General features: G+C 46.0%; 23 protein-coding genes and 1 tRNA gene. 8 read left to right on the top strand and 16 right to left on the bottom strand.

The genetic code is table 11. The features are described 5' to 3' along the window. The first annotated feature begins 55 nt into the window (after positions 1–55). Together galU and ASG24_RS01290 are read left to right on the top strand one after the other, a co-directional pair. Complete coding sequence (gene galU / locus ASG24_RS01295) at positions 56–925, top strand: UTP--glucose-1-phosphate uridylyltransferase GalU (protein ID WP_055825536.1); 870 nt, start codon at positions 56–58, stop codon at positions 923–925. Between the two features lie 13 nt (positions 926–938). Next, positions 939–1,484, top strand: coding sequence for a hypoxanthine-guanine phosphoribosyltransferase (locus ASG24_RS01290; protein WP_055866965.1), 546 nt, complete (start codon positions 939–941; stop codon positions 1,482–1,484). Between the two features lie 133 nt (positions 1,485–1,617). Here ASG24_RS01290 and ASG24_RS01285 read toward each other — a convergent pair whose 3' ends face one another. Then, a complete protein-coding gene (locus tag ASG24_RS01285; protein ID WP_055866963.1) occupies positions 1,618–3,075 on the bottom strand; it encodes an acetamidase/formamidase family protein in 1,458 nt (485 codons plus the stop codon). A gap of 971 nt (positions 3,076–4,046) precedes the next feature. Between ASG24_RS01285 and ASG24_RS01275 the strand changes: the two genes are divergently transcribed. The 3 genes from ASG24_RS01275 (at position 4,047) to ASG24_RS01265 (ending at position 5,703) form a co-directional block, all read left to right on the top strand. Then, positions 4,047–4,832, top strand: a complete 786-nt coding sequence (locus ASG24_RS01275) for a hypothetical protein (RefSeq protein ID WP_055866957.1) — start codon at positions 4,047–4,049, stop codon at positions 4,830–4,832. Between the two features lie 65 nt (positions 4,833–4,897). Beyond that, positions 4,898–5,248: a hypothetical protein gene (locus ASG24_RS14705; RefSeq protein ID WP_055866955.1), complete on the top strand. Its 351-nt coding sequence runs from the start codon at positions 4,898–4,900 to the stop codon at positions 5,246–5,248. Continuing rightward, positions 5,158–5,703 carry a DUF4393 domain-containing protein gene (locus ASG24_RS01265; protein WP_082487948.1) on the top strand — a complete coding sequence of 182 codons (546 nt, stop codon included), beginning with the start codon at positions 5,158–5,160 and terminating at the stop codon, positions 5,701–5,703. Before ASG24_RS14705 ends, ASG24_RS01265 begins: the two co-directional genes overlap by 91 nt. Before the next feature lie 1,097 nt (positions 5,704–6,800). Here ASG24_RS01265 and ASG24_RS14930 read toward each other — a convergent pair. Beyond that, positions 6,801–7,007 carry a DUF3924 family protein gene (locus ASG24_RS14930; RefSeq protein WP_055866947.1) on the bottom strand — a complete coding sequence of 69 codons (207 nt, stop codon included), beginning with the start codon at positions 7,005–7,007 and terminating at the stop codon, positions 6,801–6,803. Between the two features lie 1,061 nt (positions 7,008–8,068). On the opposite strand from ASG24_RS14930, the gene ASG24_RS01250 reads away from it, so the two are divergent. From ASG24_RS01250 to ASG24_RS01240, 3 genes are all read left to right on the top strand, one after another. Then, positions 8,069–8,890 carry an HNH endonuclease gene (locus ASG24_RS01250; protein ID WP_055866944.1) on the top strand — a complete coding sequence of 274 codons (822 nt, stop codon included), beginning with the start codon at positions 8,069–8,071 and terminating at the stop codon, positions 8,888–8,890. Between the two features lie 183 nt (positions 8,891–9,073). Continuing rightward, on the top strand, positions 9,074–9,619 hold the full coding sequence (locus tag ASG24_RS01245) for a hypothetical protein (RefSeq protein WP_055866939.1): 546 nt from the start codon (positions 9,074–9,076) through the stop codon (positions 9,617–9,619). A 24-nt stretch (positions 9,620–9,643) separates the two neighbouring features. Next, a complete protein-coding gene (locus tag ASG24_RS01240; RefSeq protein ID WP_055866938.1) occupies positions 9,644–10,636 on the top strand; it encodes a DUF2971 domain-containing protein in 993 nt (330 codons plus the stop codon). A gap of 80 nt (positions 10,637–10,716) precedes the next feature. On the opposite strand, the gene ASG24_RS01235 is transcribed toward ASG24_RS01240, so the two are convergent. From ASG24_RS01235 to guaB, 14 genes are all read right to left on the bottom strand, one after another. Further along, positions 10,717–11,025, bottom strand: coding sequence for a hypothetical protein (locus ASG24_RS01235; RefSeq protein ID WP_156376497.1), 309 nt, complete (start codon positions 11,023–11,025; stop codon positions 10,717–10,719). Positions 11,026–11,137: 112 nt separating this feature from the next. Then, a complete protein-coding gene (locus ASG24_RS01230) occupies positions 11,138–11,503 on the bottom strand; it encodes a DUF6232 family protein (protein WP_055866927.1) in 366 nt (121 codons plus the stop codon). Positions 11,504–11,659: 156 nt separating this feature from the next. Further along, entirely contained in the window at positions 11,660–13,174 is a 1,515-nt protein-coding gene (locus ASG24_RS01225) for an ATP-dependent endonuclease (RefSeq protein WP_055866923.1), read from the bottom strand. 57 nt (positions 13,175–13,231) lie between these two features. Then, positions 13,232–14,800 carry a site-specific integrase gene (locus ASG24_RS01220; RefSeq protein WP_235562275.1) on the bottom strand — a complete coding sequence of 523 codons (1,569 nt, stop codon included), beginning with the start codon at positions 14,798–14,800 and terminating at the stop codon, positions 13,232–13,234. 97 nt (positions 14,801–14,897) lie between these two features. Next, a tRNA-Ser gene (locus tag ASG24_RS01215) sits at positions 14,898–14,988 on the bottom strand. A gap of 84 nt (positions 14,989–15,072) precedes the next feature. Beyond that, positions 15,073–16,455 carry an ATP-binding protein gene (locus tag ASG24_RS01210; protein WP_055866917.1) on the bottom strand — a complete coding sequence of 461 codons (1,383 nt, stop codon included), beginning with the start codon at positions 16,453–16,455 and terminating at the stop codon, positions 15,073–15,075. Between the two features lie 14 nt (positions 16,456–16,469). Further along, a complete protein-coding gene (locus ASG24_RS01205) occupies positions 16,470–17,231 on the bottom strand; it encodes a response regulator (RefSeq protein ID WP_055825531.1) in 762 nt (253 codons plus the stop codon). Between the two features lie 81 nt (positions 17,232–17,312). Next, complete coding sequence (locus ASG24_RS01200; RefSeq protein WP_055866915.1) at positions 17,313–17,807, bottom strand: Spy/CpxP family protein refolding chaperone; 495 nt, start codon at positions 17,805–17,807, stop codon at positions 17,313–17,315. Positions 17,808–18,047: 240 nt separating this feature from the next. Further along, complete coding sequence (locus ASG24_RS01195) at positions 18,048–19,643, bottom strand: ABC-F family ATPase (RefSeq protein ID WP_055866908.1); 1,596 nt, start codon at positions 19,641–19,643, stop codon at positions 18,048–18,050. A gap of 72 nt (positions 19,644–19,715) precedes the next feature. Then, positions 19,716–20,321, bottom strand: a complete 606-nt coding sequence (locus tag ASG24_RS01190) for a nitroreductase family protein (RefSeq protein WP_055866906.1) — start codon at positions 20,319–20,321, stop codon at positions 19,716–19,718. Positions 20,322–20,328: 7 nt separating this feature from the next. Continuing rightward, positions 20,329–20,826, bottom strand: a complete 498-nt coding sequence (locus ASG24_RS01185; protein ID WP_055866902.1) for a GreA/GreB family elongation factor — start codon at positions 20,824–20,826, stop codon at positions 20,329–20,331. A gap of 24 nt (positions 20,827–20,850) precedes the next feature. Then, positions 20,851–21,870 carry a tryptophan--tRNA ligase gene (gene trpS, locus ASG24_RS01180; protein ID WP_055866898.1) on the bottom strand — a complete coding sequence of 340 codons (1,020 nt, stop codon included), beginning with the start codon at positions 21,868–21,870 and terminating at the stop codon, positions 20,851–20,853. Between the two features lie 44 nt (positions 21,871–21,914). Beyond that, complete coding sequence (guaA, locus tag ASG24_RS01175) at positions 21,915–23,522, bottom strand: glutamine-hydrolyzing GMP synthase (RefSeq protein ID WP_055866893.1); 1,608 nt, start codon at positions 23,520–23,522, stop codon at positions 21,915–21,917. Positions 23,523–23,621: 99 nt separating this feature from the next. Next, positions 23,622–25,082 carry an IMP dehydrogenase gene (gene guaB, locus ASG24_RS01170; protein ID WP_055866886.1) on the bottom strand — a complete coding sequence of 487 codons (1,461 nt, stop codon included), beginning with the start codon at positions 25,080–25,082 and terminating at the stop codon, positions 23,622–23,624. Between the last annotated feature and the right edge of the window lie 150 nt (positions 25,083–25,232).

Genomic DNA, 25,232 nt, shown 5'->3' with positions numbered 1-25,232 from the left:
ATCACTTTTACTGATTATTTATTATTTAAAACTAGAAATTTTTTAGGATACGACCATGAAAAAAATTACAAAAGCAGTATTTCCTGTTGCCGGATTAGGCACACGTTTCTTGCCGGCAACCAAAGCCAGCCCTAAGGAAATGTTGCCTGTGGTTGATAAGCCATTGATTCAATATGCTGCTGAAGAAGCTATTGCAGCGGGCGCCACCGAGCTGATTTTCATCACCGGGCGTAATAAACGCTCAATTGCCGATCACTTTGACAAAGCTTACGAGCTCGAAGCTGAGCTGGAAGCTGCAGGTAAACAAAAATTACTGGATATCGTGCATAGCATTTTGCCTAAAGGGGTCAGCTGCGTATTTATCCGCCAGTCACAAGCGTTGGGTTTAGGTCATGCGGTGTTATGCGCCAAACCAGTCGTGGGTGATGAGCCGTTTGCCGTATTGTTAGCCGATGACTTACTGTGCGGTGATGTATCGATTACCAAACAAATGGTTGATGTCTATGAGCAAAATCAATGTTCTATCCTGGGTATTGAAACCGTTGCGCCTGAGGAAACCAGCAGCTATGGCATAGTGGATGCGGTTGCAGAAACTGATGATCTGTTACTGGTCAAAGGCATGGTTGAAAAACCAAAACCGGAAGAGGCGCCTTCTAACCTGGCAGTCGTTGGCCGTTATGTATTATCGCCACGTATTTTTGAATGCCTGGAAAAAGTTAAACCAGGCAAGGGTGGTGAAATTCAACTGACTGACGGTATTGCTGCCTTGATGGAATTTGAAAAAGTAAAAGCTTACCGCTACAAAGGTAAACGTTATGACTGCGGCAGCAAGCTGGGCTTTATGCAAGCCAACGTTGAACTGGCATTGCAGCATGATGAAATTTCCGGCAGCTTCAGGGAATACCTGAAAACCCTGGCTATCTAACCAGCTTTTGATCATGCAAGATCCCGATAACCAGTCGCCAGACTACTGGCTTGCACATTCTGACATCGTCTTTACCGTAGCTGATGTCACAAAGGCACTGGATCAGATAGCGCAAGAATTGCACGATAAACTGGCTGGCCAGTCAATATTACTATTGTGTGTGATGCGCGGCGGACTTTACCTGGCCGGGCAGCTGATGCAAAGGCTGCAACTGCCAGCACGGCTCGATTACCTGCAAGCCAATCGCTACCATGGAACGTCAGGCAGCGAAATCGTCTGGGCCAAGGAGCCTGAGTTTGATATGACTGCACAAACAGTGGTCGTACTCGATGATATTCTGGATGAAGGTATTACCCTGGCAGAAGTCGTGCAGTATTGCCAGAAAGCAGGTGCCACACAGGTATTGACTGCCGTACTGGCTGATAAAGATAATGGTTGTGTCAAACCTCTGCAAGCGGATGTAGTTGGCTTAACGGTGCCAAACCGTTATGTGTTTGGCTGTGGCATGGATGTCTATGGCTGGTGGAGAAATTTGCCTGAGATTCGTGCGTTAAAGTAAAGCAGTGAACATTCAATTTTCTGAATCAAGAAGCCGGTTATTTAGCCATGTGCAAAACAACCGGCTTTTTAGTATTTAAACACCTGAGATAACTGGGATGGTGTTTTGTCCCTGTTAGTTACCAGCAGTTCAATCAGGTTTTGCGTGGCGGGAAAATACTTTTTTTCACCAAAGCATGCACGCCCCAGTTGCCATCGACTACCTGGGTAATCCCGAAATCTACTGCAATCGATATCAGTGAAATGGCCTCATCCTCAGTCAATCCCTGCGTGCTCATCAGGAAGTCACGCATTTTTCGATAGGCATCACGCAAAGCCAAATCTACTGATGACTTGGCAAAAATACTGTTCTGCGCATCCGCTCCCAAGTCTGCCAAATAATTAGGATAGCTAAAGCCATGCAGCAACCATTCATCCTGCGTTTCCAGCAATGGATACTTCAGGCTTTCCAGAGGGGTGCCTGGCAGGCTGGCTTTTTTGTGCAAAATCAGCTGGAATGTGCCGGTGAGTGAACATTCGATCGCGGTTCCACACAGTTCGGAATCGCCCTGTGAAGCATGGGGGTCGCCTACAGAGAATAATCCACCGCTAACCGAGACAGGGTAGTACAAGGTAGCGCCTTTGCCTATGCGCCAGTTATCTATATTGCCGCCGGTATAACTGGGCGGAATGGAGTTGACCATATCCGCTTCGGCAGGCGCCACGCCCATGGTGCCAAAGTGCGGGCGGATAGGCACCCGCACGTTTTTAAGCACATTGTGGTTTTCCTGTATGGTTTTGTGGTCCACCGGTACACCAGGATAATCAATGATCGGGTGCACCACGCCGAAAGGGTCGGTCTGCGGTGTCCAGCGAAAGTTATACACCGCACTGGCGTAGTTTCTTTCACCCGTGGCATCGACTTCATAAATAGTGATGACCTCGCGTTTCTTAGGTTCTTCCACCGTGTCGCCATAATGAAATCCCCACCAGGCTGCCGCATTACTGCCAAACGCCTTGCCTTTGTAAAGTGGATTGGCACTGGCTCTTGGGGTGACATCTACAATACGTACTTCCAGTATATCGCCTGGTTCAGCACCCTTGATGGCAACAGGTCCTGTACAGATATGCACGCCCAAACCACCACCTGCACCCACTTTGGCATTCATCGCACCAATGCCGCGGCGGTCAACGCCTTTGCGCTTGCTGTCCCAGTAAAACACGCTTTCTGCACCAGGGTCACCGCGCACCATACGCTCGGCGTCGTCATTGGCATGATGGGTGAGGGTTTCAAGCGTGACATAGTCACCGGACTCAACCTCGATCAATGGCTTGAGGGATTTACTGAAAAAGCCCCAGTGAACGGTTTTATCATTGGCTGGCACATAATAATGGCTGGCACGCCCTGCACCGGCCCCTACTTTTGGGCTTTGTGCAAACGCACTTTGCGACATGGTAATTCCCAATGCTCCCAAGGCGGCCGTGCTGCTGCCAACAGCAAACGCATCTTTCAGAAATGATCTTCGAGCTTCGTGAAACTCTTCTTTGATCAACCCCTCGTTTTCCGGGGTGATGCCATGATTACAACCGGGACTGCAAGTATGTTCCGCCATTTTGAAAGACTCCACTGAGTTAAAAATACATAAAAAACTTTTATCAAAACCGCCAGGTTCTGAATGGATGGTCGTGGGGCGATGGCGGGTTGTATGCTAGGTGATTACTGCATAGGCTAACCATCAGCCAAGCTTGTTAAAGCGTTAGTTTATGGCACTATGCTCGCACCTAAGCTGTTGTTTATTAATACGTTAAACTACGTAGGCAGCTTTTGGATGGGCTGGAGAGGAAAGATATTTTTACTCTAACAGGGTCATGATATGGGGCGAGACTTAAACGTCCAGTCCCACAAAAGAAAAAGGCATCCTGTAAGAGATGCCTTATAAACTCGGAAATACCTGCTAAATCGGGGATGGGGCTGATTCACCACAGCTTGAAACAAATAACAACCTCATTTCAATCCGTCCTAGTTGGCAAAAAAGCCCTTAGCTAGAATGCAGGGAATCATTAATTGTGTACATGGGAGTTCTTCCTGAGTTGATTAAGTGTGTATTGAGCCCACTCAAAATTGATCAACGGAAATTACCGAAAGACTCTTTCCTGCAGCTAAATTTTAGCCAAATAATTTTGGCGGAGAAGGAGGGATTCCTGAGTAGTTTCAGGTATTACTTAATAATCAATAACTTAGACGGGCTCAAGTGCGTCTATGCGTAACAGTGGTGTGGAACAATTTCCATATACTAAACTAATCAAATATTCTCAAGCAACATATTTAGGAGGGATTGGCGTACCCATTGGATTCGAACTCCGATTACCTCCACTGAAGGTAGGAGTTTTCCTAAACCTCTTGATTGGGTAAACTCAAAAAATCGGTTGCATACTAATTACCTATTTAATTGAGACCATCCAAATGAAAGACGTAACTTGTTTTATATGTAACTCACCAGCGCGAGGGGCTTTCATAGACGATTGCGAAGTTTGTACCTGTCCAAGATGCGGTAAATATGTATTCAGTGGTACTGCTGGAGCTATGTTAGAGCAGGGTGGAATAACAGACAGGCAGCGGGCTAATATCTCAGGATGGCTTAGAGAGAATCAAGGACTGTTAATAACTTCAGAACATGTTGAGATGCTTAAGACTCTGAGGGCGCCTACCGTTGCAGAAAGAGCTATGAAAATTCTGCAAGCAATGGAAAAAGAAACAACAGTTATAGGGGCTTCTGTAGATATCCTTACCCTCGAATATATCGGGATATCATGGTCCATTAATCTAGACGAACTTTCATATCTCGTTGATAAGTTTCTGATTAAAGAAAAGGCGTATATCCGATATGAATTTATGGATGCTCCTAGCATCATGCCCAATGGATATGCGGCACTTGAAGAGTTAAAACAAACTAATACTGATAGTCAAATCGGATTTTGTGCAATGTGGTTTAGCCATGAGGTTCTCCCTGCATGGGCTGAGGCAATATATCCTGCGATTATTGATTCAGGTTATGACGCGAAACGCATAGATACACACGATCACAACAACCGAATTGATGATGAGATCATTGCCATGCTACGCAAGAGTAAGTTTGTTGTAGCAGACTTTACAGGTCAGCGTGGTGGTGTTTATTTTGAAGCTGGATTTGCCTTAGGCTTGGGACTTCCCGTAATTTGGACTGTAAGAAAAGATGCTCTTCACGAGGTTCATTTCGATAATCGACAGTATAACTTTGTGGTTTGGGAAGAAGATAAGCTTAGTGAGTTCAAAAGCTCGTTACAGAATAGAATCGAAGCTACACTTGGGCGTGGAAAGCTCAGCAGCTAAATATCTAGAAATCCTAAATTGACGAATTCTGAACAAATATGGCTTAACGCTTAGGGTGAGCAATAATGGCTAACGATGATCTTGAAGATGAGAAAACAGCTGCCGAAGCGATTGGTACGCTTATCGAAGCAGCGGGGGATAGTCCAAAAGTTAAAGAGGCTGGCAATGAGTTAGGCCAAACAGCTTTGACAATCACAAAGGCGTTAAATAACTGTCTACTCCCCATAGCAGCCTTTAATTACGGATTTGATAAAGCTAGAAAATACTTTTCAGAAAAGTTTGCTGAAGATGTAGCTGAGAAAACTAAAGATATACCGCCTGAAATTTGCAAGAACCCAAAGTCTCTATTGCTGGGCCGACTATTCAAGCGCTGGCATTTGCTCATGAGGAGGATGCGCTCAGGGAAATGTACCTAGAGCTACTTAAAGCAGCTATGGATAGCAGAGTATCAACAGAAGCTCACCCGGCATTTGTTGAAATCATTAAACAATTAAGCCCTGAAGAGGCCAACCTTGTGAAGCCCTTATTGGACTCTAATACCCCTGCAATAGAAATAAGGCTAGTAAACTCTGAAACTGAAGCTTGGAGTCTATTGGTAACCAATCTTTTAAATTATCATGATATTGAAACAGGTAAACCACTTGAAAACCCAAGAATTCCAAGCATAGTTAGTAATTTTAATCGTCTAGGGCTAATAACAATCACCTATGATATTACATTACAAAACTCAGACCTATATAGCTGGGCAGAAAACAGGCCAGAATATATAGCTGCGCTAGATAATCATAAGGATAAGAGGGTAGATATCAAAAAGGGGTTTTTGAGGCCAACTCCACTGGGTAAGCAATTTGCTAAAGTAGTTGGTATTTGAAAAAAAACCCTCAAGGATTTCTCCAAGAGGGTTGGGTGCTACTTTGTGGCTGGTGCTGGTGGTTTATAATGTTTTGCTTGCTGGCTTATTAATCTAAAGTAGTTGGTGTGTATCTGTAGCTGCTCATATGATAATTTCCCATCTCGATAAGCTTGAGCGGCCTCAGATGGACTGTTGTATCTAATACGTCCACTGAATACAGCCAAGGTGTCTTTATCTCTATCTCCTCTTCTTTTTAAATAGCGGTCGGCAATCTCTTCGCGTAGTTTCGATAAGTCTTGCTTAGATGCACTCTCGGCTCTTTGAGCGAACTCTAATAAAGCTTCAGCTCGTTGTTGTTGCGCAAGTCGATCTCCTACAGTGCATGGCAAATGTCCAAATACTCTTGAGCATATCTTGCAAAGGCTTTCGGTAAAGAGTCAGCCACGGATGTACAAAGTAGCCAGGGAATGCCTGTGTGTTCTAATCCTGGGGCAGGGCATACGCCTAGCGTACCTAGGGGAAGTCCGTTGCTGTCCCTGATAGTGAGGATTCAAAGGCATTTTGAAGTGTCCTTTCAGCGTCTTCAGTTGTGTGTGCGTTACATTCTTCACGGTCACTAGGGCGCAAGTAATGGGCTACAAATAGAGCATCGTCTAAGGTAGCTTCATTGAAATTTAAGTACATGTTTATCCTTTGTTGGAGTAATTACCAGGGGGCTTCTGTAGTGTCATCTGTTGAGATAACCCTAGAGACTATGGTTTGAGGAGTAGGGGTTTCAGGCGAGGAAGTAGGGAACTCGGGCGGGAACAGTTCGTGTCCTCTGCGTTCATCTTTCATCTTCTGTACATTCTTATTGTGATCTCCACGAACGCTATCCATAGCGGTGTCGTAGTCAGTCCCAGGGCCTAATTTACGTTGTCTGATTAGCGCTTGTTGAAGCCACCAGTCGGTACTTTTAGCTTGTTCTGCTGCTTTCCTGGCTGTGTGATCTCGAAGCTGTGTCTTGTCTTTAGATAACTCAATCCAATGTGTACAGCCTTTACACTTAAATTTGCTGCCATGATTAGGTTCAGGGTGAAGGTGTCCACATAAGGGGCAGGGGAGTAACTCGGACATTAGCTATTGCCCTTAGTGATCGCTTGAGCAGACTCAGCGAAGAAGTAATCGAGAAACTTAGACTGAGACAAGGATTTGCCAAGTTGCTTTTCGTAAGCTTCCTTAAGGATGTCAAAGTTAACTTTGCCTTGATCGGTTAGAGAGCATCGAAGCTCCCATCTAGTGTTGTGCAGTGTTTCTCTGCGGGTTGCTTTGTTTCTAAGCATGGGTATTTCCTATTCCAAAAAATAGAGGGTTAATACAGATAGGGTATTTAAGAGGTTGATGTACGAGATTCTGTACACCTAGTTAAGCCATACTGAAGATGACTTTAAGCAGTCCTTAAGGGCTATCGTTAATGGGGTAAATCAAGCGATAGACGATCTCTAGGGAGACTTAAGGACTGCTTAAAATGATCTTAGGTAGGGCTGGAGTGTTGCTTAGGTGCGACTGAGGTTTGATGTATTACATGGATGTACCTTGATAGGTACTCCGTCCATAGAGGACACTGAAGTTAAAACTTAATATGAGCTTTAGCTGGATTGGTACAGGGATGTACTATCCAGTAAGGGATACTTAAGTGTTACTGAAGTTAATCGTAAGTAGTATTTGTATTAAGTATTCTAGGTAAGTATTAACACTACAGTTAACACTTAAGTTTAAATCTTTAGTTACCACAACTATATGTTCACCTTTAGCTTTTCCCGCATCCACAGCCATTTACCAAAGCCAGAGGGTGCATCACTTCCTCTGCTGTTACTTTCGGTGTACCTACTAGATCAACCTGCGGATGCGGATAGAGGATGTACAACAATCAAGCGTAACTCATGGTAAACGGTGTCCATCTGCTGTGCGCTGTAAAGAGCCTAGGGGAAGACTCAATGATGGACTTATCGGAACTCACTAGCACCTTCCGAGTGCTAGCTACTGTGTACCTGCAAAGCTAAAGCAGGAATTTAGTTATGGTATAGGTACAAAAGAAAAACGCTTCTTTATACTATAGGTAGGGTTTATCCCTTGTTTTTCCCTAAGTATCTGATAACAAATAGAATACGTCTATTTTGTAAAACCGCTGTATTAAATGTATTTCATGCGGGCAGATTTTAGGGGTAAAGAGTGACTCTTAAAAACTTATATTTACCGATGGTGAGGGCTTATACCCCCATATATATGTAACATATTGATAAATATTGTGTTTCATCTGGTTCTTCGAAGGTGGGCCTTTATATCCTAGAATCATGTAATGTGATGAAAAAAAGAATTAGAGTTATCAGGGTAAGGAGTGTTTATGAGCCGGGCTTTCTCAATAAGAATGAAGAAAAAGAAGTATCCAGGTATTGGTATTTGCATTTATTGCTTAAAACCATACCCACCAGAGCAGCTAACGGATGAGCATATTATTCCTGATGCACTTAAGGGTACTTTGATATTCAAGAAATCGGTTTGTATTCCCTGTAAGGAAGTAACCGGTGTACAGGAAAGGGAAGTGTTGAAATTAGAACTACTGATTCCGAGAGTTCTTTTAGAGTTAAAGCCGCCTAGCATAAAACACAGGCTTCCAAAGTTTTCATTTACAGCAAACATCGGGGACACAAACGCTGTGTTTGATACTGATATCCCCAGAGAAGACTATCCTCAGATTATTAGTTCAGTGATGATCGAGCCGCCAGGTCTTCTATTAGGAAAGAACATCGATGGCATAAGTAGGATGGCGCTCCAGTATATAAATCTTCATAGTTCAAAGAACCCACCTAAACAGCAACAATATGCAACTCGTCACAGCCATCTCGCAGGTGCTATTCAGCATATGGTAGCCAAAATTGCTTATTCATATGCTATAGCAGAAAAGGGATTGGACTATTTTGACTCCACAGAAATAAGAAAAATTTTATTGGATGATAGTGATGAGCTTTTTAATTACGTTGGTTCTGCTCCTCCTGAAGACTCCGGAAAGTCCCAGGACTTACATTGGTTGTCTTTTTTTGAGGAAAAGGGCTATTTCGTTTGCCGTGTTCAATTGTTTGGTTCTATAGGAATGCATCCTCACTACGTAGTTTTAGGTAAACGTGTTACTACAAGTTTTGACAGCCAAAATGCAATCAAGCTATAACGCATTATTTTAAATAGGTTGCGGCAAAGGTATAAATCAGCTTAAAGAAAGCCTTGAGTATCCCTTAGCAGAAACCTGAAGAGGCGAAGAAAGCGGGACTAGCTCCGCATATACTAGAAGTCGTTTCTGTGTGTGCCTTTTCGAGCATAATTACCTAGAATAAGACTAAATTGGAGAAGTCCTGTGATTGCAGAGTTCGTGGAGTTTCTAAAGAGTATCCCGCTGGCTGCTTGGACTGCATTCATAGCATTTTTTGGTGTGTGGCTAACTAACTGGAATAATCGGCAATCGCTTAAGCTCCAGCGTGAGCACGATATAACACTTCAGAATAAGCGTATTTCTAAAGAAAGACTGGAGGAACTACATATTCTGGTAGGGCATTGGAGTCGCTTAGGTGTACAGCGATTTGTTAGAGGGCAAGCATTAATGTATGGAGATACAACACTAAAACAATATCATGACACGAAGTTCGAGCCTCCCCCTAACTATGATTACAGTCGGCTAGAAATGATTGTTGGCATCTACGGCGAAGCTTTCAGTGTAAGGTTTCAGTCAGTCAGAGACGTCCTCAGCAAAATAAAAAACATTGAGGATGAGTATATTCAAACATATGAAGCGGACTTACCAAAAAGTGAACTGATAGAGCCTTATGCTAAGCAGCACTTGGAGTTTATGAAAGCCATAAATTTATTGAAAAATGAAATTGTTAAAGCCGCTAAAGAGCCTTAAATTTACGATATTTTAGAAAGTTTAATGATGGATGAAAAAGGCGATGTTCAAAAGGTATCTGATAAGTATCCAGAGCTCTTTCACTATACAACTGCTGCTGGAATCGAAGGCATCATTAGCAGTAATTCTTTATGGGCAACTCACTATGCATATGTAAACGATAAAGAGGAGTTCAACGCGTTCTTTGATTGCCGGTTGCCTGAAATAATACAAGAATGTGCTCGCTCTGTAATCTCAGAACGTTATCAAGTAGATGCAACAGCTATGAAAGAAATTGATGCCTCTGGAGGCCTTGAGGTAAATATTAGTAATGTAGTGGAGGCTCTCTCTTCAGCAATCAAAGACGTTTCCAAAAACATTTATGAACCTCACTTTATCTCATTTTGCGGCGTGCATTCAAACAATCAGGATAAAGATGGCTTGCTAAGCCAATGGCGCGGATATGGTACAGATGGGGGCTACATTATTGCATTTAAGACTAAGGAGCTTGAGGAACTCTTACATGTTGAAAATGAAAGTTTTAATTACTCATGGATGAATATTGGTGACGTTAATTACTACGACAATAAGGCGCTTGAGGAGTCTGCATTACTTGAAATACGAAAGCATGAAGCAGATATTGCAATTGCTATCACTAACTTCTTAGTATCAGATGGAAGTCTTGAAGGAGCGCACGAAGCCATCATTGCAATGGCAACAGCGCATAAGCACAAAGGATTCATCGAGGAGGCTGAAGTCCGAATAGTATGTTGTCCAACAACCAAAGAGCAAGTTAAGCAGTTCAACCTTGGTGGAGTAGAAAACAAGTCCTTTAAGGATTACTCTTTCCTTAACCGAAATGGTTTATTAGTGCCTTATATAAAGTTGTTTGAAGGCGGTGAATTACCTATTTCAAGAATAATTATCGGCCCTCATTCAGATAGAGATAGAAGAAAGAAGTCCGTCGAAAAGCTTCTAGCCAAACATGGAATCAACGTTGAGGTTGCTGTCTCAGATATTCCCTATATAGGAAAATAGCTTGGCGCTATAGGTTATCTTCAAGCTCACTTCACGGTTATTTGTTGGCAGAGAGTTCATTGGGTTCTGAAGCTCCAACATCATTCGAACTGGAAGTGGGCAACAATGGGTATTAAGATTGCGGTCATCAAGTCGCTTTGAATTTGTTGCATTTCGTCAGAAAGATTGTACATTTCATTAAGTGAAACCGGCGTTATTTTCTCCAACCGCTCGTAGCGTTCAATAAATAGCTTGCCAACCGCTGGGGCACCCTCTTGAACTGTCCACACCTGATGAACATATATTGCACGCCGTTTGAAAGCTTCATTAATTCTTGTACCAATTCCTGCCATGCGATCATTGAGATGTGGGGATTTGTATTCTATTAAAGCTTTAAGCGTTTCGACCAATTCATTAATCCGAGCTTTACCTGTGAACGCCCGGCCTGTGATGCTATCTAATCCCGCAACATGCCAGATAAGTGTGAGTGCGTCATGTTGGGGTTTTCATTTTAGTAGGTCATCACTTTAATGATAACGCTTCATTCAAAGCATCAATTATTTTTTTAATTGACTCTTGATCGCTTCGTGTTAAGGCGTTGACTTCCCCTGAAGCGTTAACTAGTACAACTATATACTTGGGTTTGGCAACAATCCAGGCTATAAAGCCCATTAGAAAACAGAGCAATGGAGGCAGGATGCTACTGAAGGGGGTAAACAACTGGCCTATACCAATAAAGAATAAGAAATCCGCTATGCCTCTTCTTGCAGGGGTATGTTTTAGTCTTACCGAAGTGATATCACTGATTAGATGCGTCTTTCCATCAGCTACAAAACGAGTGCTACTTACGCTAACTCTTCCATCATCGAAGAGTGACGTCTCTTGCATTTAATGTACTCCAGCCAAGATTATAGTTTGCCCGATTGTATCTACATTTTAACAAGTTGATAACTACAGGTGGCCTGGAGTGTAACTGTAGGGGCTATGGGGGGTATTTTCTGCTGGTGAGACTACCATATACCCTGACGGAATTTTGTAGTAAATTTAAGCAGTACCCTCTTTAAGTTGTGCTGCAATGACTTTTAGATCATCGATGATTTCTCTGGCGGAGGCTGCTAGCGCTGCTTTAGCTATTACCTTGTCCTCTTTATCCAACCAGGCTCTTACTTCATCCAATAGTTGTTTCTTTGCTTCGCTTTTTTCTTTTGATCGTGGGAGATTCAGTACCCGCACAACTTGTTTCTCGAACTCCTTAGGGTAGTACTGTTCAAACTGTGGGTAAGTATAAGTTGCGAATCTATTGGATTCCCACGTTCCATAATCATTTTTAAGGCGATCAACTATCTCTGTGCCTATTGAATCACCGTCTACTCTGACCCATCCTCGATTCTTGTAAGCTTTCTCTAGATGAGTAAAACGTACTAAACGGTTGAAGTCTGCAAACGTTGCTTCCACAGAGTTAACACCCCCTGCGGATAGTGTTCTCACTCTCGTTAACTCAGGTACAAACCAAGGTATCAAGTAATCTCTAATTATTCTTTCAGCAGAAGCTTCTTCGAGAATTAGCCAGCCGTCCCATAAATCAAAGTCAGAGAAGGAGTATCCAAGCTCACTAAGAACCTCCATTCTTGCCTCAACCGTTGGGGGTACTAATACGATTTCCGCTTTTGTAGGTAAAACTCCAGCTACAGCTTTAATGTTATAAAGTTTACTGTCCGCTATTGATGCAAGATGTCTTACAACGATATTTGAGTGGGTGGAGACAACGAACTGATTATGTTTAGAACTTTCAATAATCAGGTCAAGTATTGCTTTTAGAGCTTTGGGGTGAAGATCATTTTCCAGCTCTTCAATTAAAAATAGCTTTCCCTTTGAGTCAGCTAAGCTAATCAGAAAGGCTACAATGTTAGGTACACCTTCGCCCATTTGCTCTATAGGAAGTGTGCTGCCATCATCAAGGTAAATTCCAGGTCTTAAGCCGCTATCACTTGGAATCGCTGAAACCAGAAACCCCAATACCGCTATACATGTGCGTTTGTAGATTTCATGTGTAGGGTAGCCAGGGGTTGAGATTCTCGATAGCTTCGCAGAAAGGTATTGAAGGTCATCTGCAATTGCCTTCGCGTGCTGTACTCTGACATCTTGATTAAACTGGGCTGTTTTTCGTTTGGATAGAAACGGTATAACGAAATGGTATGGTTCCTCAGCTGGAACAGGATTTGTGAAAAAGCTGCCAGACCCGTAATCGAATGTGTAACTCGTTCCGCCTTCTGACGTTCCTATAATCGACAGCGAACCTTGAGTGCTTGTTCGATCTCGTAATATTGGATGACCGATTGGAATTTCATTTAAGTACATCTCTACTCGGAATGCTGCGCTACCAACCCTAACTTCGGGGGAAGGATTTATTGACCGTTGTAGTAAGTGTAATGCTTTCAAAACGGATGATTTCCCAGCGTTATTTGCCCCTACTAGTACATTTATACGACTTAATTCTAAGTTCGGCTGAGTGTGCTCAATTGATCTAAAATTTTCAATTTGAATACGTGAAACAAACATATGAACTTTCCCGAACTTTCTAGTTTTAGTGCGTGAGCTCAGAGCATAACAAATCAGTTAAGTTATATACAAATGCGTCAAATCTAATCCTCTAAACTTCAACTTCAGTATTTCTTCATACAAAGGCTCAAGTGGATACTGGCTGCTCCCATAGATTTTAAACTCCACTGTATTCGGGGTGTGTCCCTCAATAATCCTTCTTAACTCTGATTCCATTTTAGATATACGACCATGCTCTACGAAAGTATGTCTGAAAGCATGAAAGGGCTGGGGAATTCTAGTAATGCCTAATTCTTTCCTTATGTAATTACTCCACCAGCTCCCCCATTTATCACCAAGCTTCCCCCCTGAGCGTGTAATTGTAAGCTCAGGGAATAGCTGAACCTGCTTCTCAAGCTTCATCTTAGCGACATACTCAAGCAGCCCGATGCGTACTAGATCAGGGTGGATAGGTACACGTCTTTTCTTGCCATCCTTAACGCTTCTGCCTGTAGCTGAATCAGGCTTAATTAAGAAATAGGGTATACCGTCTAGCTCGCCCACATCCTCAATGAATATCTGTGCGCCTTCATTCAATCGGCATCCTGTGTACAGTCCAATTAAAGGGAGCCAGAAGGCGGCTTCACCTTTGCCCTGGTTTGGCCTGTAGCCATCTTTGAATACTGGGGAGTTGAATATTAGTTGTAGCTCTTCAATAGAATAGGGAGCCTCTTCTTCTCTTTCCGGTACGGATAAATCTTTCCAACCTTTGAAGGGATTTGTAGGTAACTTGGAGTTTGCTTCTGCTGTGCTAAAGATAGCCCTAAGTATGCCCATATCTTTATTGATGGTTGCGGGAGCCGTGCCTTTCTCTAGCAACTTATCCTTAAGCTGAATAGTGTGATGCTTAGTGACTTCACTAGGCCGCACATTACCGACTAGCTCTCTAAACTTTTTAATAGCTGTAGTGGCTATCCTTAGGGCTGACTTACTTTTACCAGATTGCATAAACCAATAGTCACGCAATGCTTCAAAGGTATCGGATTCATGGTGTACGTGCTGAGCTGGTGGGTTAAGTTTAGCAACAACGGGGGTTTCTATTACTTCTCCCTGATGTCTTAGTGCTTGCTGCTTGTTAGCTTGAACAGACGCTTTCAGAAAGGCGTAGCTAAGTTGCTTATGGGCGTCACTACCTTTAGCAATCTTGAAGCCTTGGGACTCGCAGAAGTCCTCCATCTCAAACTCAATCAGGGACGTGTTACCACGAGCTAAGGCTGCTTTCCCTCCAGTCTCGGTAATATCTAAAGATTCGGTTAGCTTATCGTACTCACGTTCAGATAAGCCCTCCATACGTGACTCTTCATCTTCCTCAAGGATATGGGCTGTCCAAAGGTCTGATAGAGATTTGATAAGATCGGGAGATATAGCATGTAGCTCAGGGATTAATTGGCCCTTACGAATACGCCTGAATTCTTCATCAAGCTTTACTGATTCTTGACGCTGAAGACGGTCGGCTTCTGAATGCTCGCTAGTCTTTAAACTAAAGATGATCTCATTTTTTTTGTAATGGGAAACTAAGTCTTTAGGAATTCTACGTCTGAAATAGTAGACACCATTTCGGTTAATCATATGGATTTGTTTGCGCACTCTAATACCTTAAGTGTAACAGTTATGTGTAACACTTGAGGTATCTATCTATATGAGTCTATTGATTATTTTTGTAATTCAATCACTTAGGAATCACTGGCGGAGAAGGAGGGATTCGAACCCTCGATACGCTTTCACGTATGCCTGATTTCGAGTCAGGTACATTCAACCAGCTCTGCCACTTCTCCGTTTTTCGCAGCAATAGAATACTGAAAGGGCGCTAGTCTACACCTTGCTAACGCACTGATTCAATAGATACTTAGGCTATAGATTCAGTTCAAAGGCAAATCGATTTGAACCACTAACCCTGATTCAGGTGACGGTTTATTGCTCAAGGTCATACTACCACCGTGTTTTTCAACAATCATGCGCGCAATGGATAAACCTAGACCAGTACCGCCAGTATGTCTGGAGCGTGAATCTTCCAGCCTTCTGAAGGGTTCCAGCACATTATCAAGCTCTTGAGCCGGAATGCCCGGGCCTTCGTCCGAGATAGTGCATAGTACGCGAGACGCTTTCACCTGAATGGTGAGGGTAGGCGATTGTGCATAATGAATGGCGTTATTCAAGAGGTTGTTCAGGCAGCGCGTGAGCAGGTGTGCCGAGCCCATGATGGTGATGGCTTCGTTGGGCAGCGTTTTATGGATAGCATGTCCTGCTTCTTCAAAATCATCGCAGACAGCAGTCGCCAGGGCAGTGAGGTCTACCCGGTTTTTATCGACGTTCTCGCTGCATAGTCTTGCAAAGTCTAGGCCTTCACGCACCATTTCCTGCGTTGCGGTCAGGTCGTTGACCAGGCTTTGCTTGAGTTCTGCGTCTTTGACTTTCTCCAGGCGCAAGCGTAGCCGGGTCAGCGGGGTTTGCAGGTCATGCGCAATCGCACCGAGAATAAAGCCACGTTCCTGCACATGCTTGAGGATACTGCGCTGCATTTCATTGAAGGCTTTAGCAGCATGGCGTACTTCAGTTGACCCCTGATTCTCTGGCAACGGCGGATTTTCTATGTTGTGCGCCAGTTGCAGGGCGGCGTTTGCCAGTTTGCGTAATGGTTGCGTTGCCACGGAGGCAACCACCCAGATAATGCTGATCAGCCCCAGTAACGCCAGCATGAAGGCAAGCGGATTACGCTCAGGCGGGTGGCCTGGTGGTGGCCGATGCCCGCCATAGCGTAGCTGGATTAATACGGGTGTGTTGTCCTGCAAATGTGTGTATACCGCCAGACAATAGCCTGGTTGAGGCGGTGGTGGCGGGCCAAAGTCACGTGGGGGTTCAGGCGGACGGTTACGTGCACTACAGCGGCCCTGGGTGGTGATGCTGATCACATCGGCAATTTCCGGTACCAGCAGGGTATTCAGGTTTTCCAGTTCTGCCGGTAAGGCAGGTATGTTTTTAGGAGGCACGGCGCCCAGCTTTAAACTGCTGCCCATACGCTTGAATACATCCTGGATTTCAGAGCGCTTTTCGGGCACGGTGATTTCCAGGATGCGGATCATGCTTTCGATGCGGTCAAACGCAAACTGGTCGCGCAGACGGGATTCGTTGACACGTGAATCACGCTGACCCAGCACATTGACGACTGTGGCGGTGAGCAGGATGCCGATGACGGCTATCAGGAAAATCCTGACTGACATGGCTCCTAACAGATTTTTCAGCATATCGTCAGGTCCCTTTATTTGACATAGCGCACATCTGCGGTGAGCAGGTAACCTTCATTACGCAAGGTCTTTATCACAGTGGGATTTTTGCTGTCGATTTCGATTTTTTGCCTGATCCTGCTAATTTGTAAATCAATGGATCTGTCGAAAGGTCCTGCCTCGCGGCCATGCATTTCTTCCATTAACTGGTCACGGCTAAGCGGGCGGTTGGCGTGTAACAGCATAAAGCGCAAAAACTTGAATTCTGCGTTGGAGAGCGGGATGCTGGTATTCAATTTATCAATCAGTGTGCGGTTCTGGATATCCAGCGTCCATTCGTTAAACGCAATCTGGCGCAAAATGCCGTTATCCAGTTCTTCGCTTTGCTTGCCAGCATTTTCTGCCACCATACGGCTACGGCGTATCACGCTGCGTATACGCGAGAGTAGTTCCAATGGCTCAAACGGTTTGGCTACGTAATCATCCGCACCCGTCTCCAGGCCCATGATGGTATCCAGCGAGCTACTACGTGCGGTAAGCATGATAATGGGAATACTGTGGTACTTGGGTGATTCGCGCAGCTCGCGACAAAGTTCTATGCCGTTGCGTTGCGGCATATTGATATCGAGAATGATGACATCTGGCACTTTTTGTTGCAGTACTTGCCACATTTGCGCATGATTGGCGGCCTGATATGTGCTCAGCTGATTTTCCTGCAGAAAATCACAAAGCAGGTCGCGGATTGCGTCATCATCATCTACCACCAGAACATGGGTATCGTGGCTGGTTTCTGTCATCGCTGGGTATCTCTATCAGTTGAAGTAAATATTTGAGCACAAAACCGGCCATTCAGGCCGGTTTATATGTATTACCTGTGATTATGATTGTGGCTTATCGTGGTGTGGTTTGTCATGCTGAGGGCCGCCATGATCATGACCGCGTCTGCCATGGTGAGGATGCGGGAAAGCATTCTCATCAAACACTTTTTTCTGCGAGTCGTTCAGCTGTGCATAGAACGTACGGATTGCTTTAGCACGTTGTGCTTGTTCAGCATCGCGTTCTTTGTCCAGCGCTTCCATTTTATCAAGACGCTGTACAGTGTTCAGTTTTTCCAGAGCAGCGACGTCAGGGCGTTCAGCTTTGTCTTTAGGCTTGATTTGCGACTGGTAAGTATTCCAGGCACTTTCCTGAGCGGCAGTCAGTTGCAGCACGGTGTGCAATCTTTCCTGGTGCTTTTCAAAATGTTCTGCGCGGTGCTCTTGCCAGGTTGTTTTGTCGAATTTGCCTTTACCGCAGGTAGCGCCATGATCTGCTAAGGCAGTCATGGATACCAAAGCCAAAGCACTTGCGATAGCCAATTGTTTTAATTTCATGATGTATCCTTTTCAATCATCATTGCGAAATTGCAATGTTGACATTAAAACACCCGAATGTATCGGGTGTTTGTCAGGAGCGGAGGTCTATGTATCGGAATGTATCACTTATTCATTCCCAAGCATTCAACCAATGAGTGAGCTAGGTGAAGAGCAACCAACGAATATCAAAGTACACGGGATTTCGAGTTCACAGGCAACGTCGGTATTCGCTCAGGTAGTCAATAGATGGTGCTGGGATTATTCAATCCCTTGGCTGGCTAGGTAGTCTTCATAATTGCCAGTGAAATCAACAATGGCATCAGCCTTGATTTCAATAATGCGCGTGGCGATCGAACTCACAAATTCACGGTCATGGCTGACAAAGAACAGGGTGCCTTTGTATTTATCCAGCGCGGTATTCAGCGCTTCAATGGATTCCATGTCCATATGGTTGGTCGGCTCATCCATCAGCAACACATTGGTTTTAGCCAGCATCAGCTTGCCGTACAGCATGCGGCCTTTTTCACCACCGGAAAGCACTTTCACTGACTTCTTGGTTGCTTCGGTAGGGAACAGCAAACGGCCCAGCATGCTGCGCACAGTGTTGTCATCATCGCCTTGCTGGCGCTGAGCGGTCATCCATTCGAACAGGTCTTCACCTTTTTCAAACTCGTATTCGTGGTCCTGCGCAAAATAACCGAGTTTGGCTTTTTCTGCCCATTTCACTTCACCATGCTTGGGCTGTAAATCGCCGGCCAATGCACGCAGGAAGGTGGTTTTGCCAATGCCGTTTTCACCAATAATCGCGACTTTCTCACCGGCTTCAAACATCATTTCCACATTTTTAAATAATGGTTTGTCGAAGCCATGACTGAGCTTTTTCAGCTCTACCGCGTTACGGTGCAGTTTTTCCCTGTCATCGAATTCAAAGCGGATGAATGGATACTGGCGGCTGGAAGGCTTGAATTCTTCCACTTTGATTTTATCAATCTGCTTTGCACGGCTGGTAGCCTGTTTGGCTTTAGACGCGTTGGCAGAGAAGCGGCGTACAAAGTCCTGCAGATCAGCAATCTGCTGTTTAGCTTTGGCATTGTCTTTGGCCTGCTGATTACGCGCAGCAATACTGGCTTCCATGTAATCGTCGTAATTACCTGGGTAGGAGGTAATTTTTCCGTAATCCATATCACAGGTATGTGTACAGACCTGGTTAAGGAAGTGACGGTCATGCGAAATGATGACCATGGTGCAGTCGCGGTTGTTGACGATATCTTCCAGCCAGCGGATGGTGTTGATGTCCAGGTTGTTGGTTGGTTCATCGAGCAGCAATACGTCCGGATTAGCGAATAAAGCTTGCACCAGCAATACACGCAATTTCCAGCCCGGAGCTACCGCACTCATTAAGCCTGTATGTTGCTCGATAGGAATACCTACGCCTAACAGCAACTCGCCAGCACGTGCTTCAGCGGTGTAGCCGTCATACTCAGCGAATTCACCTTCGAGTTCGGCGGCGCGCATATAATCGTCTTCAGTGGCTTCCAGATTGGCGTAAATCGCATCACGCTCCTGCATGGCTTTCCACATTTGTTCGTGGCCCATCATGACCACATCAAGCACACGCTGGTCTTCGTAGGCAAACTGGTCCTGTTTCAGGAAAGCCATACGCTCATTGGGATCCAGGCTGACATTGCCGCTGGTAGGTTCCAGTACGCCGGCCAGGATCTTCATGAATGTGGATTTACCGCAACCGTTGGCGCCGATCAGGCCGTAGCGGTTACCGTCGCCGAATTTAACGGAAACGTTTTCAAACAGTGGCTTGGAACCAAACTGCATGGTGATATTGTTTGCAACTAACATGCAAGAACTCTCAAAAAATAGTTAATTAAATCGCTAATCAAGGTCGCGCGCTTTATTCAAGGTCACGCAAAATTATTCAAAACGGTTGTAAATGACGACTTCATTTAGTGGCAGTTGCCCGCTACGCGGCTTGGCAGCTTCTAGTGGTTTGCCTACTACTACAAACATCACCGGCACATGGTCCGCCGGCAGGTTAATCAGTTTGCCAACCGCATCGAAGTCAAAGCCATCCATAGGGCAGGTGTCATAACCCATTTCCTTGGCGGCCAGCATCAATGTCATGGCTGCCATGCCACCCGAACGCATGCCTTCATCCCGTTCGGCCTGGGCGTGATCTGTGTAATAGTCATGGATAGCCTTCACCAGGTAATCACTGGCTTGCTTGGGCGCATTGACCCAGTACCGTGCAGGGTCTTTCTCCCAGGCTTTAAGGTCAGCAGTCAAAATAATCAGCAACGAAGCATCGGTCACTTGCGCCTGGTTCCAGCTCACAGCACGAATCTGGTGACGCAGCACCGGGTCAGTCACCACCACAAAACGCCAGTGCTGGATATTGAATGCGGTCGGAGAGAGCATCGCCAGCGACATCAGTTGCTCAATTTCCGCTTCTGTCATGCGGTGGTCAGGGTCGTAGCTTTTAACAGAACGCCGTTCGTTGATGGCTTGTGATACTTTCATTTAGTCTTCAATATTCAATATTTAAAATGTCTAATTGCAATGGTCCTGCCGGGCGTTGCCAGATAGTGCTGTCGCCGACTTTGCGACCCAGTAATGCTTTAGCCAGCGGAGATACATAGCTAACCTTATGCCGGGCAATATCGGCTTCATCTTCGCCGACTATCTTGAACTGCAACTGCTGGCCTTCCTCATCTTCTACAGTCACTGTCGCGCCAAACAATACCGTATGTCGCGGTTGCATGGCAGGATCTACCGGCTGTACAGATTCCAGCCTGGCAAATAAATAGCGTAAATCACGGTCTATCTCGGCCAGTTTCTGTTGCGCGTTCGGGTCTTCCTTGCGCGCGGCATATTGCGGACGCTGGCTTTCCAGTGTTTTTACAGACTGCTGCAATTGTTGCAGGCCATCTGGAGTCACGTAGTTTGTATGCAGGCTGACCGGTCTTTCAGGCAGGTCGGTACCCGCCAGTTCCAGATCATCTTCTTTTACAAATCCGCGACTCATTATGTAGTGTGGTGGCCCAGGTAATCAGAAGTAAGTTAATCCCAGTGCAGCGCGTACTTCACTCATGGTCTGCGCGGCCACTTCACGCGCCTGCTCAGTGCCTTCACGTAACAGCTGCAAGATATAGCCTTTGTCGCCAGCCAGTTCGGCACGGCGGGTGCGGATAGGTTCCAGCATTTCCTGCAAAACCGCTTCCAGGCGTTTTTTTACAATGCTGTCCGCCAGGCCGCCACGCGTGTAATGCGCTTTCAGTTCAGCAACAGCGGCTTTGTCGATATCAAATGCATCCAGGTAAGTGAACGCAATATTGCCTTCAACATGGCCAGGGTCTTCGATTTTTAAATGTAATGGGTCTGTGTAAACGCGTTTGACTGCCTTGGTGACTTCGTCAGCTGTTGCACCGAGGTTAATCACATTGCCCAGAGATTTACTCATTTTCGCTTTGCCATCAATGCCCGGCAAGCGGCCCAATTCCGGCACCAGGGCTTTGGTTTCCACCAGGATTTCCTGCTTGGTGCTGGCGTTTTTATAAGTACGGTTAAAGCGGCGTACGATCTCGTTGGTTTGTTCTATCATCGGGATCTGGTCTTCACCTACCGGTACTAATGTCGCCTTGAATGCTGTGATATCTGCTGCCTGGCTGACAGGGTAGGTGAGGAAACCGGCCGGAATATCTCGCTCAAAGTCACGCAGGCGGATCTCTTCTTTAACGGTCGGGTTTCTTTCCAGGCGCGCAACGGTGACCAGGTTCAGGTAGTAGAACGCCAGTTCAGTCAGCTCTGGCACCTGAGACTGGATGAAAATGGTCGATAACTTGGGGTCTATGCCCACCGCCAGGTAATCCAGCGCCACTTCGACCACATTACGGTGCACTTTATCAATATCATCCATATTGTCGGTCAGCGCCTGTGCGTCAGCCAGCATCACATATTGCTTGTATTCATGCTGGTATTTCACGCGGTTGCGCAAACTGCCGACAAAATGCCCCAGATGCAAAGGTCCGGTAGGGCGGTCGCCAGTGAGGATAATCGGTTTTGTGCTCATTGTCTTGTTCTCTGTTTAATATGAGATCGAATCAAAGTTAAGGGTTATTCCCACTCGATAGTGGCGGGTGGCTTGCCGGAAATGTCGTAAACCACACGGTTGATGCCGCGCACTTCGTTGATGATGCGGTTAGACACTTTGCCGAGCAGGCTGTAAGGTAATTCTGCCCAGTGTGCGGTCATAAAGTCGCTGGTAACCACCGCGCGCAAGGCTACTACGTAATCATAAGTACGGCCATCGCCCATCACACCAACGGATTTGACCGGCAGGAACACGGTAAACGCCTGACTGGTCAGGTCATACCAGGTTTTGCCGGATTTTTCGTCTACGGTATTACGTAATTCTTCAATGAAAATGGCATCGGCACGTTGCAACAGCAAGGCGAATTCGGCTTTCACCTCACCCAGAATGCGCACGCCCAGGCCAGGACCGGGGAAAGGGTGTCTATAGACCATATCGCGCGGCAAGCCAAGTGCTACACCTAGTTCGCGCACTTCATCCTTGAACAGGTCACGCAAGGGTTCAAGCAGTTTCAGGCCTAGTTGTTCGGGTAAACCACCTACATTATGGTGGCTCTTGATGGTGACTGCTTTTTTCGATTTAGCGCCGCCGGATTCAATCACATCCGGGTAAATCGTGCCTTGTGCAAGGAAAGTGGCGCCTTTATGACCCACGCCACTGGCTTTTAGTTTGGCCGCTTCAGCCTTAAATACTTCTACAAACTCGCCGCCGATAATCTTGCGTTTGGCTTCCGGGTCGCTGACACCGGCCAGCTTGCCCATGAACTGCTCACTGGCATCGACACGGATTACGTTCGCATGTAAACGGCCAGCGAACATTTCCATCACCATATCGCCTTCATTGAGGCGTAACAGGCCATGGTCTACGAATACACAGGTAAGCTGATCGCCAATGGCGCGGTGAATAAGTGCAGCTGCCACTGAGGAATCGACCCCGCCGGACAAACCTAAAATGACTTCTTCATCACCTACCTGCGCCTTGATACTGGCTACTGCTTCAGCAATGTAGTCGCCCATGATCCAGTCAGGTTTTGCGCCGCAAATCTCCAACACAAAGCGCTCCAGCATGGCTTGACCTTGTTTGGTGTGGGTGACTTCCGGGTGGAATTGCACCGCGTAAAATTTACGCTCTTCGTCCGCCATCGCTGCAATCGGCGTCGTATCATTGCTGGCGATCACTTTGAAGCCGGTCGGTAACTCTGTGACTTTATCCCCATGGCTCATCCAGACATCGACCAGGCCATGACCTTCAGCATTGGTTGCATCCTGGATATCGCGGAACAGGGCAGAGTGGCCGCGGGCGCGCACTTGCGCATAGCCAAATTCACGTTTATGGCCGGCTTCAACCTTGCCGCCCAGCTGTTGCGCCATGGTTTGCATGCCATAGCAAATACCCAATACAGGCACACCGAGCTCAAACGTGGCTTGGGGCGCCTTGTCGGTTTCCTCCTCGTAGACGCTGGCATGACTGCCGCTGAGGATGATGCCATCGGCACCAAAGTTGCGGACAAATTCGTTAGACACATCGCAGGGATGGATTTCACAGTAGACGTGTGCTTCGCGCACACGGCGGGCGATCAGCTGGGTAACTTGCGAACCGAAATCAAGAATAAGAATTTTTGAGTGAGACATTTTTTAGCCACAGAGTGCACAGAGGACACAGAGGTTACAGAGTAAAATCTCTGTGCGCTCGGTGTCCTCTGTGGCCAGGTTTAGTTTAAACAGTAAGATTTAATCAATACGGTAGTTCGGTGCTTCTTTGGTAATTTGTACATCGTGTACATGCGATTCGTGCATGCCGGCACTAGTAATTTGTACAAATTCTGCTTTGCTACGCATATCTTCAATAGTAGAGCATCCGACATAGCCCATGGAAGCACGCAGGCCGCCCATTAATTGGTGCACAACTGCGAGTACGCTGCCTTTATAAGGCACACGGCCTTCGATGCCTTCCGGAACCAGTTTGTCAGCATTCGCTGTGTTGTCCTGAAAGTAACGGTCAGAAGAACCTTTTTGCATGGCGCCAATGGAGCCCATGCCACGGTATGATTTGTACGAACGGCCCTGGTATAACTCGACTTCGCCAGGAGCTTCTTCAGTACCGGCGAACATGCCGCCCAGCATCACACTGTTTGCGCCAGCAGCAATGGCTTTTGAAATATCACCGGAGAAGCGGATACCGCCATCGGCAATAAACGGCACGCCGGATTTTTCCAGTGCTTTTGCGACGTTGCTGATGGCAGTGATTTGCGGCACGCCGACACCAGCCACAATACGCGTGGTACAGATGGAGCCTGGGCCAATACCAACTTTTACGCAATCGGCACCATGATCTACAAGGGCCAATGCGGCATCAGCTGTGGCGATATTGCCACCGATAACTTGCAGGTTGGGGTAACGTGTTTTTGCCCATTTGACGCGATCCAGTACACCTTGCGAGTGGCCATGTGCAGTATCGACAACAATTGCATCAACACCAGCTTCTACCAGAGCGGCAATACGTTCATCGGTACCATCACCTACACCAACCGCAGCGCCCACCAGCAAGCGGCCTTTTTCATCTTTACAGGCTAGCGGATGGTCGGAGGATTTTTGAATATCTTTCACCGTAATCAGGCCTTTGAGCTCAAATTGCTCGCCAATCACTAACAAACGCTCCAGACGGTGCTTGTGCAGCAAGCCCATGATTTCTTCACGGCTTGCACCTTCACGCACTGTCACCAGGCGGTCTTGCGAGGTCATCACGTTGCTGACGGCCTGGTCGAGATTAGTCTCAAAACGCAGGTCACGGTTAGTCACAATGCCAACCACTTTGCCATCTTGTAATACGGGTAAGCCTGAAATTTTATGGTGCTTGGTCAGCTCAATCACTTCACGCACTGTCATTGCCGGGTGTATCGTCACCGGATCAATCACGACACCAGATTCAAAGCGTTTAACGCGTGAGACACGTGAAGCCTGCATTTCTATCGACATATTCTTGTGAATAATGCCCATGCCGCCTAGCTGTGCCAGGGCAATCGCCATGCGGGCTTCCGTCACGGTGTCCATAGCGGCAGAGAGTAGGGGAATGTTAAGTGTGATGTTTTTTGTAAGTTTTGTGCGCAGGCTTACATCGCGGGGCATCACAGTAGAATGGGCTGGAACGAGTAAAACGTCGTCAAAGGTTAGAGCTTGTTGCAACAAACGCATGTGGAATCCTTATCTCCAAAATATAATTATACCGATTTCGTTTTGCCTTGACAAAGCGTTTTGCGTTTTTTGCAGTCAAATTGAGGCTGTCTGGCATGGTTTATGCATAGTCATTCCGGATGGTAGTAACGAAGTAGTGACTGGTGAGGC

This window comes from Methylophilus sp. Leaf414 (assembly GCF_001425425.1).
Taxonomy (GTDB): domain Bacteria; phylum Pseudomonadota; class Gammaproteobacteria; order Burkholderiales; family Methylophilaceae; genus Methylophilus.
The sequence above is the reverse complement of the archived record's forward strand: the minus strand, read 5'-3'. Positions and strand labels throughout refer to the sequence as shown.